Raw genomic sequence first — 13,912 nt, forward strand, 5'->3', positions numbered from 1 at the left:
GGCCCGCGCGCGGGCCGCGGTGCGCCGTCTTCAGTCGCGCAGCCGCGGCACCCCGTGCTGGTCGCGCTCCTCGAACACCGCCTCGTCGGCGATCTGCTGGTGCAGTGCCCGCGCCGGCAGCGGCGCCACCGGATCGCCGCGGCCGGCGGCCAGCGCGTTCGCGTAGCACTGGCGCGCACGGGCCTCGTCGCCGGCGGCGGCATACCCGTCGCCCAGCGCCTCCCAGGCCTCGGCCCCGCCGCCCTGGGCGAGGGCGCGGTGCAGGCAGTCCTCGGCCCCGGGCCAGTCGCCGCTGGCGTGGGTGAGGCGGGCCAGGGTCAGCAGCAGCGAGGGGCTGGCCGGATGCGCCTTGAGCCACGCGGCGGCGCGGCTTCGCCGCTGCTCGATCCGGCCCACCGGCAACTGGCCGTAGAGGCTCGCCAGACCTTCGTCCCAGCGCGTGTCCAGGGCCTGTTCGATGCTGCCGGTGGCGGCGTCGTCCCAACCGAGCCCGGCGGCGCGGCGGGCGTAGGTGGCGACGACCGCGGGTTCGTTGCGCAACGTGCGCGGCAGCGCGTCCCAGCGTTCGGCCAGGGCATTGCCGTCGGGCGCCTCGCGCAGCGAGGCCTCGGCCCAGGCCAGTTCGCGCTCGGCCAGCACGGTGTCCGGCCAGGCCTGCTGCTGGCGCAGCGGACCGAGCAGGCCCCAGGCCTGGTCGGCCTGGCCGGCACCGCCGAGCGCGTCGGCCCGCAGCGCCAGTCCGCGCGGCGGCAGCGGCTGCGCGGCAGGCGCATCGAGCGCGACCAGGGCGTCGGTGGGGCGCTGTGCGCGCAGCGCCAGTTCGGCCGCCAGCACCGCGCGCAGGGCCGGATGGCGCTCGCCCAGGCCCTCGACGTGGCTGCGCGCGGCCGCAAGATCGCCGCGGCCCAGCGCCGCCTCGACCGCCCCCGCGCGCGCGGCAGCCTCCACCCGCGGGTCGTCCGCCGCCTGCAGCAGCAGCTTTTCCGCGCGCGCCCAGTGGCCCAGGGAGAGCGCCTCGAAGCCGTCCGAGATCCGGGCCCGGGCGCGCCCGTCGCGGTGCCGGCCCCAGGCGCGGAACGGCAGCGACAGCAGGGTCCACAGCAGCCACAGCGCGAACGCGGTCGCGAACAGCAGGCCCGCCGCGACCAGCACCGTGGTCGTGTAGTCGTAGCCGCGCCAGCGCACCAGCACGTAGCCGGGGTCCTGGGCCAGCAGCAGCTGCGCCAGCAGCGCGCCGGCCAGCGCCAGCAGCAGCCACAGCAGCAGGGTCCGGAACAGGGTCATGGCGGGGCTCCTCGGGTTGGCCTCGGCGATGTCGGGTCAGCCTCGCGCGGGCCGCGTTGACGTGGCGTGCACTGCCTGAACGCGCGCTCAGCCCGGGCCGCGCTGGCGACGCAGCTGCTCGAGCGTGGAGCCGAGCGTGGGCAGTTCCGGCGCCAGCGGCTGGTCGCGCAGCGCGCGCAGCGTCCCGCGCTGGCGCTCGCGTGCCGGCGAGGCCGGCCACAGCCGCACCAGCCAGGCGTCGATCCGGCCGAGCGCCGCGCCCAGGTCCTCGCGGTCGCCGCGCGCGATCGCACCCTGGGCCAGGGTCAGTTCCAGCTGCAGGGCGGCCAGGCCGGCGGCGCGGTCGGCCGGATCCGCCGCCAGCGCCCCGGTGCTGGGACGCACCTCGACCAGGCGCCCCATCGCGCGTTCCCACCACGAGGCCGCGGCCGGCGCGGCGGCGGGTTCGCGCGGCAGCGACGGCAGCGCCGCGGCCACGGCGTCCAGGCGCCCGGCCGCCGCCGCGCGCGGATCGTCCCCGAGCGCGTCGAGCGCGGCGCGCTCCTGGGCCAGGGCCTGGCGCACGTCCACCCAGCCCGGGTCGGGGATGCCGTCGAGCAGGCGCGCGGCCAGCGCATACGCGCGGCGCGCGCCCTCGAGGTCGCCGGACAGCAGCAACCGCTGCTGGCCCTGGGCGAGCAGCAGTTCGACCTCGTCCAGGCGCAGCGCGCGCGCCGCGTCCAGTTCGGGATTGGCCAGCCGCCGCACGCTTTCCTCGAGCAGGGCGGCGCGCTGGCCCAGTCCGATCACCTCCTCGCGCAGCAGGCGGTGGGTGGCTTCGCCCTGCTGGATCCGGGCGGCGTGCGCGCGCACGTCCCGGCGCAGGGCGTCGATCCGTTCCTCCAGCGCCTCCAGCCGTTGGCGGTCGGCGGCGGCCGAGCGGGCCTGGGCCTGGCGCGCGGCCTCGAACTGGCGCCAGGCGAGCGCGCCCATGGCGACCAGCGCGACGGCCGGCACCAGCAGTGCGAGGAGCCATGCCGCGCGGCGTGGGCCGGGCGCGGCGCGCGGGGTCGGGGTGGATTCCATCAGCGCGGGGGAAGGGGGCGGTCCGATGGCGCATAACGTGGAATGCCGCTGCGCGCGGCCGCCGCCAGCAGCGAACGCGGGCGTGCGTCGTCGGCCACCACCACGTCGTCGAAACCGGACCGGCGCGCCAGTCCGGCAAGGCGTGCGCTGGCCGCGACGACCCGCGCGCGCCGCAGCCGCGGATGCAGGTCGGGCGGCAGCGCGTGAAGCAGCCGCTGCAGGGCCTCGCCGCTGCCCAGGGCGACGAACGCGGGCGCGCGCAAGGCACGCAGGCGCGCCAGTGCCTGCGGCGATGGCGCCACCGGCACCCGCTCGTACACGTCGGCGCGCAGCACGCGCGCCCCGCGCGCGGCCAGGGTCGGCGCGATCAGGCCGCGTCCGCCCGGCGCGGTCACCAGCGCCACGCTGCGGCCGCGCACGTCGGCGAGGGCGGGCAGGGCCAGCACGCCCTCGCTGTCCATGCGCGCCGGCGCCACGACGCCGGCGACGCCCGCGCGCCGCAGCGCGCGCGCGGTGCCTTCGCCCACCGCCAGCCACGGCTGTCCGCGCCGCGGTCGCAGCCGGCGCAGCGCCGCCGCGGCGCGCACCGCCGCCGGACTGGTGAACAGCACCACGTCCGCCGCGAGTGCCTCGCGCAACGCGGCGCGGGTGGTGGCATCGCGCCGCGCGTCGATCCGCCACGGCGAGAGCGCCAGCACGCGCGCGCCGTGCGACGCGGCCGCGCGACGCATCGCATCGTGCTGGCCGACCGGGCGCAGCGAGATCACGTAGCATGCGCGCAGCTTGCGGGTGGACGTGGCGGACATGGCGCCAGCTTGGTGCCTGCCCCGGCGCCCCGCAAGCCGCCCCTTCCCCACGCTCCCGCTGCGATGACCGAGATCCCCCCGCACGCCATCCACGCGCTGCAGGCGCAGCTGCTGGCCATGCCGCCGGTGCGCGCGATGCAGCCGCGCGTCGCCCGGTGCGATGGCGACCGCCTGCGCCTGGAGGCGCCGCTGTCGGCCAACATCAACGACAAGGGCACCGCCTTCGGCGGCAGCCTGGCGTCGCTGATGACGCTCGCGGCCTGGGGCCTGGCCTCGCTCCGGGTGGAGCTCGCGGGGCTGTCGGCCGAGGTCTACGTGGCCGATGCGCAGGTGCGCTACCTGGCGCCGCTGCGCGACGACCTGGTGGCGGAGGCCTGGCTGGAGGAGGGCGACTGGGACGGGTTCCTCGACACCCTGCGCAGGCGCGGCCGCTCCCGCGCCATCCTCGGCGCGCGGGTGCTGCTGCCCGGTGGCGGGGTCGCCGCCGAGTCGCGCCTGCGCTATGCGGCCATCCTCGGGCCGGTGGCCGGGGCGACGCATGACAAGCCGGCGGCGGATGCCTAGCATGGCCGCGACCACCCGGGGGAAGCGCACGATGCGGCACTGGCTGAAAACCGGAACGTCCTGCGCGGTCGCGCTCGCCTGCCTGCTGGCGGCCTGCGCCACCTCGAGCAAGGACATGTCGGCGCTCGACCGGGCCCAGTACGGCTGGTCGGCGGCGGTGCGCTGGGGCGACTGGGAAGCCGCCTGGGAGCTGGTCGACCCGCAGGTCCGCGAGACCCGGCCGATGACCGACCTGGCCTTCGAGCGTTACCGCCAGGTCCAGGTCTCGTACTACCGCGACCGCGCCTCGCGCCGCAGCGACAGCGAGGCGGTGCGCGAGATCGAGATCGGCGTGGTCAACCGCCACACCATGGCCGAACGCAGCCTGCGCCACACCGAGTACTGGCGCTACGACCCCGAGCGGCGGACCTGGTGGAACGTGTCCGGGCTGCCGGACTTCTGGGAAGGCGAATAGCCGCCCGCGCGGCCCGCCGCCGCCGGGGTCCGCCCCGGGGCGGGCGCTGTGCGACAATCCCGTCCCCTTCGAGGACCCCGATCCGCCGTGGAATTCCAGGAACTGCTGGCCTTCGCCGGCCGCCACCAGATGCTGTCGCTGATCTTCGTCGGCCTGACCGGCGGCATCATCCTGAACGAGATCTTCGGGCTGCTGCGCCCGTTCAAGGCCGTGCGCCCGGCCGAAGTGAGCGTGCTGGTCAACCGCGAGAACGCGCTGGTGGTGGACCTGCGCCCGATCGCCGACTTCGACAAGGGCCACATCCCGGGCTCGAAGAACGTGCAGATGAGCCAGTTCGACCCGGAGAACAAGAAGCTGGCCGCGGCCAGGGCCCTGCCAGTGGTGCTGGTGTGCAAGACGGGGTTCACCGCCGGCGATGCCGCCAAGCGGCTGAAGAAGGCCGGTTTCGAGCGCGTGTACGTGCTCGAGGGCGGCATCGGCAGCTGGCTGCAGGCCGAGCTGCCGCTGGCCCGCGGCCGCGACTGAGCGCGAAATGCGATAATCGCCCCTTACCCATCTTCCGATCCGGAGCAGTCCCAGGATGACCGAACAAGCCCCCAACGGCGGCGCCGCGCCGGCGCAGCAGCCCACCGGCCCGCAGTTCAGCGTGGAGAAGATCTACGTCAAGGACGTCTCGTTCGAGTCGCCCAAGGCGCCCCACGTCTTCAACGAGCAGAACCCGCCGCAGATCAACATGAACCTCAACCAGCGCGTGACCCGCCTGGGCGAGAACGTGTTCGAGGTGGTGCTCGGCGTCACCCTGACCTGCACCGCGGGCGAAGGCGAGGGCAACTCCGTGTACATGGTCGAGGTCCAGCAGGCCGGCGTGTTCGGCCTGGCCGGCTTCGAGCCGCAGGTGGCCGATGCCCTGCTGGGCACCCAGTGCCCGAACGTGCTCTATCCCTACGCGCGCCAGCTGATCAGCGACCTGATCCAGGCCGGCGGCTTCGCCCCGTTCCTGCTGCAGCCGATCAACTTCGACGCGCTGTACGCCGAAGGCCTGCGCCAGCGCCAGGCCCAGGCCCAGGCGGCGGCCGGCGGCGGCGACCTGGCCAACAGCGAGACTGCGGGCAACGCCTGACCCATGGCGACCCCGACCGTCCCGGTCGCGGTCCTCGGCGCCGGGTCCTGGGGCACCGCGCTGGCGGCGCTGGTCGCCCGCCACGGTGTCCCCACCACGCTGTGGGGCCGTGACGCGGCCGTCGTCGCGGCGATCGACCAGCGCCACGAGAATCCGCGCTACCTGCCGGGCATCCCGCTGCCGGAGGGCCTGCGCGCCACCACCGACCTGGCGTCCGCGGTCCGCGGCGCCGGACTGGTGCTGGTGGTCGTGCCCTCGCACGCCTTCACCGAGACCCTGCGCGCGGTCGCGCCGCTGCGCGCGCCGCAGGCCGGCGTGGCCTGGGCGGCCAAGGGCTTCGAGCCCGGATCGGGCCGCTTCCTGCACGAGGTGGCGGGCGACCTGCTCGGGCCCGACGTGCCGCTGGCCGTGGTCACCGGCCCCTCGTTCGCGAAGGAGGTGGCCCAGGGGCTGCCGACCGCGCTGACCGTGCAGGGCGACGACGCGGCGTTCGTGCAGCAGGTCGCCGACGTGCTGCACGGCCCCGAGTTCCGCGCCTATACCGGCAGCGACATGCGCGGCGCCGAACTCGGTGGCGCGATGAAGAACGTGCTCGCCGTGGCCACCGGCGTGGCCGACGGCATGGAGCTGGGCCTCAACGCCCGCACCGGCCTGATCACCCGCGGCCTGAACGAGATGCTGCGGCTCAATGCCGCCATCGGCGGCCGTCCCGAGACCCTGATGGGCCTGGCCGGCCTCGGCGACCTGGTGCTCACCTGCACCGGCGACCTGTCGCGCAACCGTCGCCTGGGCCTGGCGCTGGGCCGCGGCCGGACCGTGCAGGAAGCGGTGCGCGAGATCGGCCAGGTGGTCGAGTCGGTGCAGACCGCCGACGAGGTCATGCGCCTGGCCGACCGCTACGGCCTGGAGCTGCCGATCTCCGAGAGCGTGCGCGACGTGCTCCACGGCGACATCACCCCGGCCGAAGGCCTGGCCCGGCTGATGGCCCGCGAGCGCAAGCCCGAGTATCCCGACGCGCTGTTCCAGCCGCCGGCGCACTGACCGCCGCGGCGCCTCGCGCCCGGCAGGCCCGCCCGCCCGCGGGCACAAAAAAGCCCGGCCGTTTCCAGCCGGGCTACCTGGCGACGTCGCGGAGAGAGAGGAGCGACGTCGTCGTCGGATGACCGGGAACGGGCCGCGCCGTGGCTTTACGGGCCGGGGCCGGTCCCTGTCGGTAGCTTCCGCCTGTCCCGCGGCGCGATGCGTCCGGAGCGGATCGGGGAAGCGGGAAAAAGAATCGCCCGGGTGCAGGGGAGGGAGCACACCGTCGGGGAGAACGGGTCACCCGGGCGACAGGGCGTATTGTCCCGCATCCGGGACCGCATTGCATGAATATTGTACTGGTCAGTACAAGAACTCTCCGTTCCGCACGGGGAACACTGCCCGGTCTCAGGCCTGCGCCAGCGCCCGGTAGTCGCGCGGCGGCATGCCCACCGTGGCCTTGAACTGGCGGGCGAACGCGCTCTGGTCGGAAAACCCGCAGGCCTGGCCGATCGCCGCGATGCTGTCGTTGCCGTGGAGCATGCGCATCGCGGCCTCGATCCGCAGCTTGGTCAGCATCTGCTGCGGGGTGATCTGGAACACGCGGCGGAACTGGCGTTCGAGCTGGGACACCGACACTCCGGCGATCTCCGCCAGCGCCTGTATCCGCAGCGGGGCGTCGAAGTGCGCCTGCATGTGCGCCAGGGTCGCCTGCAGGCGCGCGAACGAGGAGTGCTGGCTGTCGGGCTGGCCGAGGTCGCGCGAAATCCCGATCAGGCCCACGATCCGGCCGCGGCTGCGCAGCGGCTGCTTGAACGTCAGGCACCAGCCGGGGCGGCGGTTGGGATACAGCTGCAGCTCCAGCACGTGCTCGATCGTCTCCCCGGCGAGCACCCGGCGGTCCTGGGCGATGTAGGTGGCCGACAGGGTGGGGGGATACAGCTCCACCACGCTGCGGCCGATGATGTCCTCGCGGCCGCGCTGGCCCAGGCGCTGGACCAGGGTCTGGTTCACGTGCACGTAGCGGCACTGCGCGTCCTTGACGAAGAACACCACGTCCGGCAGCGGGTCGAACAGTCCCTGCAGCAGCGCCGGCGGCAGTTCGAAGTCGATGGCGGCGTTCCTCCCTCGGCGCGTCGCCGGTGCCGGCGACGCCGCGTGCATTATGCCCGCATCGGACTTCCGCCGGGCCGACATGCGGGGCGCAGGGACGTCCCTGCATGGACCCTGGCCGCGCCCGAAACCGGCGCCCTGTGCAGATCACCGCATCGCGGCGAAGTCTATGCCCCGCCCTCGAAGCCCAGTTGCCGCCAGGCCTCGAAGGACACCACCGCGACCGCGTTGGACAGGTTGAGGCTGCGGTTGCCCGGCCGCATCGGCAGGCGCAGGCGCCGGTCGGCCGGCACCGCCTCGAGCACCTCCTCCGGCAGTCCCCGGGTTTCGCATCCGAACAGGAATGCATCGCCCGCCGCGTAGCGGGGCACGTCGTAGCGCACCGCGCCGCGGGTGCTGAGCGCGAACAGGCGCGCCGGGGCGATGCGCTCGAGCGCGGCGGCAAGCGAGTCGTGCACCTGCAGCGTCGCGTACTCGTGGTAGTCCAGGCCCGCGCGGCGCAGCTGGCGGTCGTCCAGGTCGAAACCCAGCGGCCGGACCAGATGCAGGCGCGCGCCGGTATTGGCGCACAGCCGGATCACGTTGCCGGTGTTGGGCGGGATCTCGGGCTGGTGGAGGAGGATGTCGAACACGGCGCGGCCGGGGGCGGAAACGCGGCATTGTCGCCCGCGGCGGCTACCAGGCGAGCGTGTCGCCCTGCCAGTCGAGGAAGCGGCCGCTGTCGCCGGACCCGAGGCCGTCGATCACCCGCAGCATGCCGGCCACCGCCTGCGCCGGGTCCAGTTCCGCGCCCGCGCCGCCCATGTCGGTGCGGACCCAGCCGGGGCTGATCGCGACGACCACGATGCCGCGCCCGGCCAGCGCATGCGCCAGCTGCACGGTGGCCATGTTCAGCGCCGCCTTGCTCATGCAGTAGCTGGGGGTGCCGAAGCGTGCGGTGAGCGCGATCGAGCCCAGGCTCGAAGACAGGTTGGCCACGCGCGCGCCGTCCCCGAGCAGCGGCGCCAGCGCCTGGGTCAGCAGCAGCGGGCCGAGCGCGTTGGTGCGGAAGCTGTCCTCGAAGCCGGCCGCGGCCAGGCTGCCGAAGCGCTCGCCCGGATGCAGGATGCCGGCGTTGTTCACCAGCAGCCCCAGGCGCGCGTCGTCGCCCAGCACCAGCGGCAGTTCGCGCGCCAGTTCCTGGTGGGTGCGCGGCTGGGCGAGGTCCAGCGGCAGCACGTGCAGGCGGCCGGGGTGCTCGCCGGCCAGGGCGTTGAGCGCGGTGGCCTTGCCGGGGTGCCGGCAGGCGGCGACGACGTGGTCGCCGGCGGCCAGCAGCTGGCGCGCGAACTCCAGTCCCAGGCCACGGTTGGCGCCGGTGACGAGGGCATGGCGTCTGGACATGCCGCCAGTGTGCCGCGTCCGCGTTCACGCCGCGTCATCGCGGGCCACGGACGGCGCCTGCGGGACTTTCGGCCCGGGGGCGCGCCGCGCCGCTCCGCTACCATGGTCCGGTTCTCCTTCCCGGACCCGACATGCCGATGCTCCGACCCGCACTGCGCCCCGCCCTGCTCTCGCTCGCCTTCGCCCTGGCCACCGGCGCCGGGCTGATGGCCGCGCCTGCCCGCGCCGCGGACGAGGTCGCCGTCGACATCCCCTACGACACCTTCACCCTGCCCAACGGCCTGCGCGTGGTGGTGCATACCGACCGCAAGGCCCCGATCGTCGCGGTCAACGTCTGGTACCACGTCGGCAGCAAGGACGAGCCGGCCGGGCGCAGCGGCTTCGCGCACCTGTTCGAACACCTGATGTTCCAGCGCAGCGAGCACCACGACGGCGAGTTCTTCGAGCCCTTCGCCGCGGTCGGCGCCACCGACCAGAACGGCACCACCAACACCGACCGCACCAACTACTTCCAGAACGTCCCGACCACCGCGCTGGACATGGCGCTGTGGATGGAGTCCGACCGCATGGGCCACCTGCTGGGCGCGGTCGACCAGGCCGCGCTCGACGAACAGCGCGGCGTGGTCCAGAACGAGAAGCGCGAGCGCGAGAACCAGCCCTACGGCCTGGTCTGGCAGCGGCTGACCCGCGCGCTGTACCCGAACGGGCACCCCTACGGGCACAGCGTGATCGGCTCGATGAACGACCTCAACGCGGCCTCCCTCGAGGACGTGCGGCAGTGGTTCCGCGCCTGGTACGGGCCGAACAACGCGGTCCTGGTGCTGGCCGGCGACATCGACCTGGCGACGGCGAAGGAGAAGGTCGCCAGGTACTTCGGCCACATCCCCGCCGGGCCGAGCATGGCCCAGCCGCAGGTCGACGTGGTGCGCCGGCCCGCGTCCACGCGCGAGGTGATGCACGACAAGGTCCCGCAGCCGCGCATCTACCGCGCCTGGAACGTGCCCGCGGCCGGGGACGCCGAGCTGCCACACCTGCAGCTGTTCGCCTACCTGCTGGGCGGCGTGCGCTCCTCGCGCCTGGACGAGCGCCTGCTGCACCGCGAACGGCTGGTCGACAACGTGAGCGCCTCGGTCGGATCCGGGCAGCTGGGCTCGACCTTCTACATCGTGGCCACGGTCAAGCAGGGCGTCGATCCGCAGCGTGTCGAGGCGGCGATCGACGAGGAGATCGCGCGCCTGGTCGCGCAGGGCCCGAGCGCGGAGGAGCTCGAGCGCGCGCGCACCGCGATCCGCGCCGGCTTCATCCGCGGCATCGAGCGCATCGGCGGCTTCGGCGGCAAGGCCGACGTGCTGGCCGAATGCACCGTCTTCCACGGCGACCCCGGCTGCTTCCGCGAGGAGCTGGCGCGGCTGTCGGGCGCGAGCGCGCGCGACGTGCAGCAGGCCGGCGCGCGCTGGCTGGGCGAGGGCAGCCACACGATCGTGGTCGAGCCCGGCGAGCGCACGCCGCCGGAGGAGGATCCGGCGGTCGAGCCGGCGCCGTTCGAGCTGCCGGCGCCGGATCCGCAGTACTCCACCCTGCCGCCGGCGGTCGACCGCAGCCTCGGCGTGCCGCGCACCACCGAATTCCCCGAGCTCAAGTTCCCGGCGCTGCAGCGCGCGCGCCTGTCCAACGGCAGCACCGTGATCCTCGCCGAGCGCCACGAGATCCCGGTGGTGCAGCTGGCCTACGTGTTCGACGGCGGCCACGCCACCGACCCGGCCGACCGCAGCGGCACCGCCGATTTCGCGATGGGCCTGCTCGACGAGGGCGCCGCCGGGCTCGACCCGCTCGAGTTCTCGCGCCGCGCCGAACGGCTCGGCGCCAGCCTCGGCGCCAGCGCCTCGCAGGACGGCGCCAGCGCCTGGGTCTCGGCGCTCAGGGAGAACCTGGATCCGTCGCTGGCGCTGTTCGCCGACATGGTCCGCCGCCCGAACTTCGATCCGGACGAAATCGAGCGTGTGCGCGCGACCTGGATCGCCGGCATCCGCCAGCAGAAGGCGCGGCCGGCCGGCATGGCCGGGCGCGTGCTGCCGGCCCTGCTGTACGGCGCCGGCCATCCCTACGGGCGCGTGGGCAGCGGCACCGAGGAGTCGATTGCCGCGCTCACGCGCGACGACCTGGTCGCCTACCACCGCCGCTGGGTGCGCCCGGAACAGGCGACGGTGATCGTGGTCGGCGACACCACGCTGGCCGAGATCGTGCCGGCGCTCGAGCGCCACTTCGGCGACTGGGCCGGCGAGGGCGAGCCGGCCGCGCCGGTGGAACTGCCGCAGGTGGACCTGCCCGTCGCGCCGCGCGTGTTCCTGATCGACCAGCCGGGCGCGGTGCAGGCCAACATCTTCGCCGGCCACCTGGTCCCGCCCAGCACCGATCCGGGCTCGGTGCGGCTGGAACTGGCCAACGGCGTGCTCGGCGGCCACTTCACCTCGCGCCTGAACATGAACCTGCGCGAGGAAAAGCACTGGTCCTACGGCGCGCGCAGTTCGCTGGGCGGCGCGCTCGGCCAGCGCACCTGGCTGGTGTCGGCGCCGGTGCAGATCGACAGGACCCGCGAATCGATGGCCGAGATCCAGCGCGAGGTCGCCGACTTCGCCAGCGGCGCGCGGCCGCCGACCGAGGCCGAGGTCGCCCGGGTCAAGGCGGTGCAGACCCTCAGCCTGCCCGGCGCCTACGAAACCGCCTGGTCGGTGCTCGGCACCATCAGCGGCATCGTGCGCTACGGGCGCCCGGACGACTACGTGTTCCGGCGCAAGGCCGAGGTCGAGGCCATGACCCCGGCCGAGGTGGCGGACGCCGCGCGCAACCTGCGCCCGGAGGCGCTGACCTGGGTGGTGGTGGGCGAGCTGTCGCAGACCGAGGCCGCGGCCCGCGAGGCGGGCATCGGCCAGGTGCAGGTGATCGACGCCGACGGCCACCCGGTCGCGCGCTGAGCCGCAGGCGACGACGCGCGTCCCCGGCGCGCGCCAGCTGAACGCCCGCGCTACGGCGGGCGTTGCCACCTGAACAGGGTGGCCGATGCCGGCACAATGCGGCCTCGCATTTCCCCACTGTTCGACGAGGTCCCCAGATGCGCATCCTCCTGACCGTCCCGCTGGCCCTGCTGTTGTCCGCCTGCACCTGGGTGCACATGGCGCCCGGCGCGGCCGCGGTCACCGTGGCGTCGAGCGCGCCGGCGGGCTGCGAGAAGCGCGGCGAGGTGGAGGTGTCGGTGAAGCATTCGATCGCGTTCATCGAGCGCAATCCGATCAAGGTCCGGGACGAGCTCGAGACCCTGGCCCGCAACGAGGCCCCGGGCCTGCAGGCCGACACCATCCATCCGCTGACCGATCCGGTCCAGGGCAGCCAGCGGTTCGCGGCCTGGCGTTGCGGGCGCTGAGGCCCGCCGGGTCCCGCGCAGCGGGCTGCGTCCGGCTGTGCCATCCGGGCGGCCGGAGCCGGGGCTGAAGCCCAAGCCCAAGCCCAAGCCCAAGCGACGCCTCGTCTGTTGACGTCGCTGGCGTGGGGCCGCGCCGGGGCCGGCAGGCCCCTGCGGCGAATGTCCCCCGGCTTCCGCCTGCAGGCGGAAGCCTCCTCCTTGATTTCGCCGCAGGGGCCTGCCACCCCCGACGCGGCGCGGCTGCCGGATGCACGGGGCACGGCATCGGGGCGACACCGGCTGCTCCGTGCCGCAACTGGCGCTCGCCCGCGCCTTCCAGTGAGGCGCCCGGATCCCCCAAGGACGGATGCGGGCAGGCCCGGGGACGAAATCAAGGAGGAGGCGCCGGCCGGAGGCTGGCGCCGGGGGACATTCGTCCCCGGGCCTGCCCGTAGCCGGCCTTCGCCCGGAAGCTTCCGCCCGGATTGGACGGGAGGACCGGGTTCGCGGCGCCAGCCCGTTGTCCCGGAGTCCATCGCATCCGCCCCGGCGTCCGGGCAGGGGGCGCTTCATCCCGGGGGCATGCGCCGGGCCCCCGTTCAGCGGAATCATGCGCACCGGGGCGGGAAGGGGTACCCTATACGGCTCCGTTTGTTGCATAGCAGCACGCCCATGCTCTTCCAGCACGTCGCCATCGCCGGCCTGGCCCACATCGACGCTCCCCGCCGGCTGTCCTCGGCGGAGATCAATGCGCGGCTCAAGCCGACCCTCGACCGCCTCGGGATCAAGGCCGACGTGCTCGGCGAGATCGCCGGCATCCACTCGCGTTACCTGTGGGAAGACAACGTCCAGGCCTCGGACGTCGCCACCCTTGCCGGCGTGAAGGCGCTGGCCGATGCCGGCATCGATCCGGACAAGGTCGGCCTGCTGGTCAACACCTCGGTCAGCCGCGACTACCTCGAGCCGTCCACCGCGAGCATCGTCTCCGGCAACCTCGGCCTGCCCGACACCTGCCAGAACTTCGACGTCGCCAACGCCTGCCTGGCCTTCATCAACGGCATGGACATCGCCAGCCGCATGATCGAACGCGGCGAGATCGACTACGCCCTGATCGTCGACGGCGAGACCGCCAACCTGGCCTACGAGAAGACCCTCGAGCGCCTGACCCGCGAGGACGCCACCGAGGAGCAGTTCCGCAACGAACTGGCCACCCTCACGCTCGGCTCCGGCGCCGCGGCGATGGTCCTGGCCCGCGCCGAACTCGCCCCGGGCGCGCCGCGCTACCGCGGCGGCGTCACCCGCGCGGCCACCGAGTGGAACAAGCTCTGCCGCGGCAACCTCGACGGCATGATCACCGACACCCGCACCCTGCTGCTGGAAGGCATCAAGCTGGCGCAGAAGACCTTCGCCGCGGCCCGCCAGGCGCTGGGCTGGGCGGTCGAGGAACTCGACCAGTACGTGATCCACCAGGTGAGCAAGGTCCACACCGCGGCCTTCACCAAGGCCATCGGCATCGACCCGAAGAAGGTCATGACCATCTTCGGCGAGCACGGCAACATCGGCCCGGCCTCGGTGCCGATCGTGCTCTCGAAGCTGCGCGAGATGGGCCGCCTGAAGAAGGGCGACCGCGTGGCGCTGCTCGGCATCGGCTCGGGCCTGAACTGCTCGATGGCCGAAGTGGTCTGGTAACGCGCGCCGCCGGGCGG

The 13,912-nt window shown here is 74.1% G+C and carries 14 protein-coding genes; 8 read left to right on the forward strand and 6 right to left on the reverse strand.

The genetic code is table 11. The features are described from left to right. Positions 1–30: 30 nt before the first annotated feature. The 3 genes from LUTJ29_RS0107960 to LUTJ29_RS16725 form a co-directional block, all read right to left on the reverse strand. Positions 31–1,284, reverse strand: coding sequence for a heme biosynthesis HemY N-terminal domain-containing protein (locus LUTJ29_RS0107960; RefSeq protein WP_027072058.1), 1,254 nt, complete (start codon positions 1,282–1,284; stop codon positions 31–33). Between the two features lie 87 nt (positions 1,285–1,371). Next, positions 1,372–2,349, reverse strand: a complete 978-nt coding sequence (locus tag LUTJ29_RS0107965) for a uroporphyrinogen-III C-methyltransferase (protein WP_051322836.1) — start codon at positions 2,347–2,349, stop codon at positions 1,372–1,374. After that, the gene (locus LUTJ29_RS16725; RefSeq protein ID WP_051322837.1) at positions 2,349–3,155 is read right to left on the reverse strand and encodes a uroporphyrinogen-III synthase; all 807 of its coding nucleotides are present in this window, start codon (positions 3,153–3,155) and stop codon (positions 2,349–2,351) included. Before LUTJ29_RS16725 ends, LUTJ29_RS0107965 begins: the two co-directional genes overlap by 1 nt. Positions 3,156–3,218: 63 nt before the next feature. Here LUTJ29_RS16725 and LUTJ29_RS16730 point away from each other — a divergent pair, with 63 nt between their 5' ends. From LUTJ29_RS16730 to LUTJ29_RS0107995, 5 genes are all read left to right on the forward strand, one after another. Continuing rightward, entirely contained in the window at positions 3,219–3,719 is a 501-nt protein-coding gene (locus tag LUTJ29_RS16730) for a YiiD C-terminal domain-containing protein (protein WP_051322838.1), read from the forward strand. 1 nt (position 3,720) lies between these two features. Then, positions 3,721–4,173 (forward strand): hypothetical protein, encoded by a 453-nt coding sequence (locus tag LUTJ29_RS0107980; RefSeq protein WP_232221174.1) that lies wholly within the window; start codon positions 3,721–3,723, stop codon positions 4,171–4,173. Between the two features lie 87 nt (positions 4,174–4,260). Next, positions 4,261–4,698 carry a rhodanese-like domain-containing protein gene (locus LUTJ29_RS0107985; RefSeq protein ID WP_027072060.1) on the forward strand — a complete coding sequence of 146 codons (438 nt, stop codon included), beginning with the start codon at positions 4,261–4,263 and terminating at the stop codon, positions 4,696–4,698. 55 nt (positions 4,699–4,753) lie between these two features. After that, complete coding sequence (secB, locus tag LUTJ29_RS0107990) at positions 4,754–5,293, forward strand: protein-export chaperone SecB (RefSeq protein ID WP_027072061.1); 540 nt, start codon at positions 4,754–4,756, stop codon at positions 5,291–5,293. 3 nt (positions 5,294–5,296) lie between these two features. Further along, entirely contained in the window at positions 5,297–6,334 is a 1,038-nt protein-coding gene (locus tag LUTJ29_RS0107995) for an NAD(P)H-dependent glycerol-3-phosphate dehydrogenase (RefSeq protein ID WP_027072062.1), read from the forward strand. Between the two features lie 387 nt (positions 6,335–6,721). Here LUTJ29_RS0107995 and LUTJ29_RS0108000 read toward each other — a convergent pair whose 3' ends face one another. The 3 genes from LUTJ29_RS0108000 to LUTJ29_RS0108010 form a co-directional block, all read right to left on the reverse strand. Continuing rightward, complete coding sequence (locus LUTJ29_RS0108000) at positions 6,722–7,477, reverse strand: AraC family transcriptional regulator (RefSeq protein WP_144774188.1); 756 nt, start codon at positions 7,475–7,477, stop codon at positions 6,722–6,724. 116 nt (positions 7,478–7,593) lie between these two features. Further along, complete coding sequence (locus LUTJ29_RS0108005) at positions 7,594–8,058, reverse strand: tRNA (cytidine(34)-2'-O)-methyltransferase (RefSeq protein WP_027072064.1); 465 nt, start codon at positions 8,056–8,058, stop codon at positions 7,594–7,596. Between the two features lie 43 nt (positions 8,059–8,101). Then, entirely contained in the window at positions 8,102–8,809 is a 708-nt protein-coding gene (locus LUTJ29_RS0108010; RefSeq protein ID WP_027072065.1) for an SDR family oxidoreductase, read from the reverse strand. A gap of 137 nt (positions 8,810–8,946) precedes the next feature. Between LUTJ29_RS0108010 and LUTJ29_RS0108015 the strand changes: the two genes are divergently transcribed. The 3 genes from LUTJ29_RS0108015 (at position 8,947) to LUTJ29_RS0108025 (ending at position 13,895) form a co-directional block, all read left to right on the forward strand. Next, entirely contained in the window at positions 8,947–11,781 is a 2,835-nt protein-coding gene (locus tag LUTJ29_RS0108015; RefSeq protein WP_043740967.1) for a pitrilysin family protein, read from the forward strand. A gap of 137 nt (positions 11,782–11,918) precedes the next feature. After that, positions 11,919–12,227, forward strand: coding sequence for a DUF4156 domain-containing protein (locus LUTJ29_RS0108020; RefSeq protein WP_027072067.1), 309 nt, complete (start codon positions 11,919–11,921; stop codon positions 12,225–12,227). Positions 12,228–12,878: 651 nt separating this feature from the next. Further along, entirely contained in the window at positions 12,879–13,895 is a 1,017-nt protein-coding gene (locus LUTJ29_RS0108025) for a 3-oxoacyl-ACP synthase III (RefSeq protein ID WP_027072068.1), read from the forward strand. Positions 13,896–13,912 lie beyond the last annotated feature (17 nt).

The sequence above is a fragment of the Luteimonas sp. J29 genome (assembly GCF_000472505.1).
Lineage (GTDB): Bacteria > Pseudomonadota > Gammaproteobacteria > Xanthomonadales > Xanthomonadaceae > Luteimonas.

Excerpts from the sequence above, each read along its gene's own strand:
- LUTJ29_RS0107960 (WP_027072058.1), bottom strand. The coding sequence starts at position 1,284 with ATGACCCTGTTCCGGACCCTGCTGCTGTGGCTGCTGCTGGCGCTGGCC.
- LUTJ29_RS0107965 (WP_051322836.1), bottom strand. The coding sequence starts at position 2,349 with ATGGAATCCACCCCGACCCCGCGCGCCGCGCCCGGCCCACGCCGCGCG.
- LUTJ29_RS16725 (WP_051322837.1), bottom strand. The coding sequence starts at position 3,155 with ATGTCCGCCACGTCCACCCGCAAGCTGCGCGCATGCTACGTGATCTCG.
- LUTJ29_RS16730 (WP_051322838.1), top strand. The coding sequence starts at position 3,219 with ATGACCGAGATCCCCCCGCACGCCATCCACGCGCTGCAGGCGCAGCTG.
- LUTJ29_RS0107980 (WP_232221174.1), top strand. The coding sequence starts at position 3,721 with ATGGCCGCGACCACCCGGGGGAAGCGCACGATGCGGCACTGGCTGAAA.
- secB (WP_027072061.1), top strand. The coding sequence starts at position 4,754 with ATGACCGAACAAGCCCCCAACGGCGGCGCCGCGCCGGCGCAGCAGCCC.
- LUTJ29_RS0107995 (WP_027072062.1), top strand. The coding sequence starts at position 5,297 with ATGGCGACCCCGACCGTCCCGGTCGCGGTCCTCGGCGCCGGGTCCTGG.
- LUTJ29_RS0108000 (WP_144774188.1), bottom strand. The coding sequence starts at position 7,477 with ATGCACGCGGCGTCGCCGGCACCGGCGACGCGCCGAGGGAGGAACGCC.
- LUTJ29_RS0108010 (WP_027072065.1), bottom strand. The coding sequence starts at position 8,809 with ATGTCCAGACGCCATGCCCTCGTCACCGGCGCCAACCGTGGCCTGGGA.
- LUTJ29_RS0108015 (WP_043740967.1), top strand. The coding sequence starts at position 8,947 with ATGCTCCGACCCGCACTGCGCCCCGCCCTGCTCTCGCTCGCCTTCGCC.
- LUTJ29_RS0108020 (WP_027072067.1), top strand. The coding sequence starts at position 11,919 with ATGCGCATCCTCCTGACCGTCCCGCTGGCCCTGCTGTTGTCCGCCTGC.
- LUTJ29_RS0108025 (WP_027072068.1), top strand. The coding sequence starts at position 12,879 with ATGCTCTTCCAGCACGTCGCCATCGCCGGCCTGGCCCACATCGACGCT.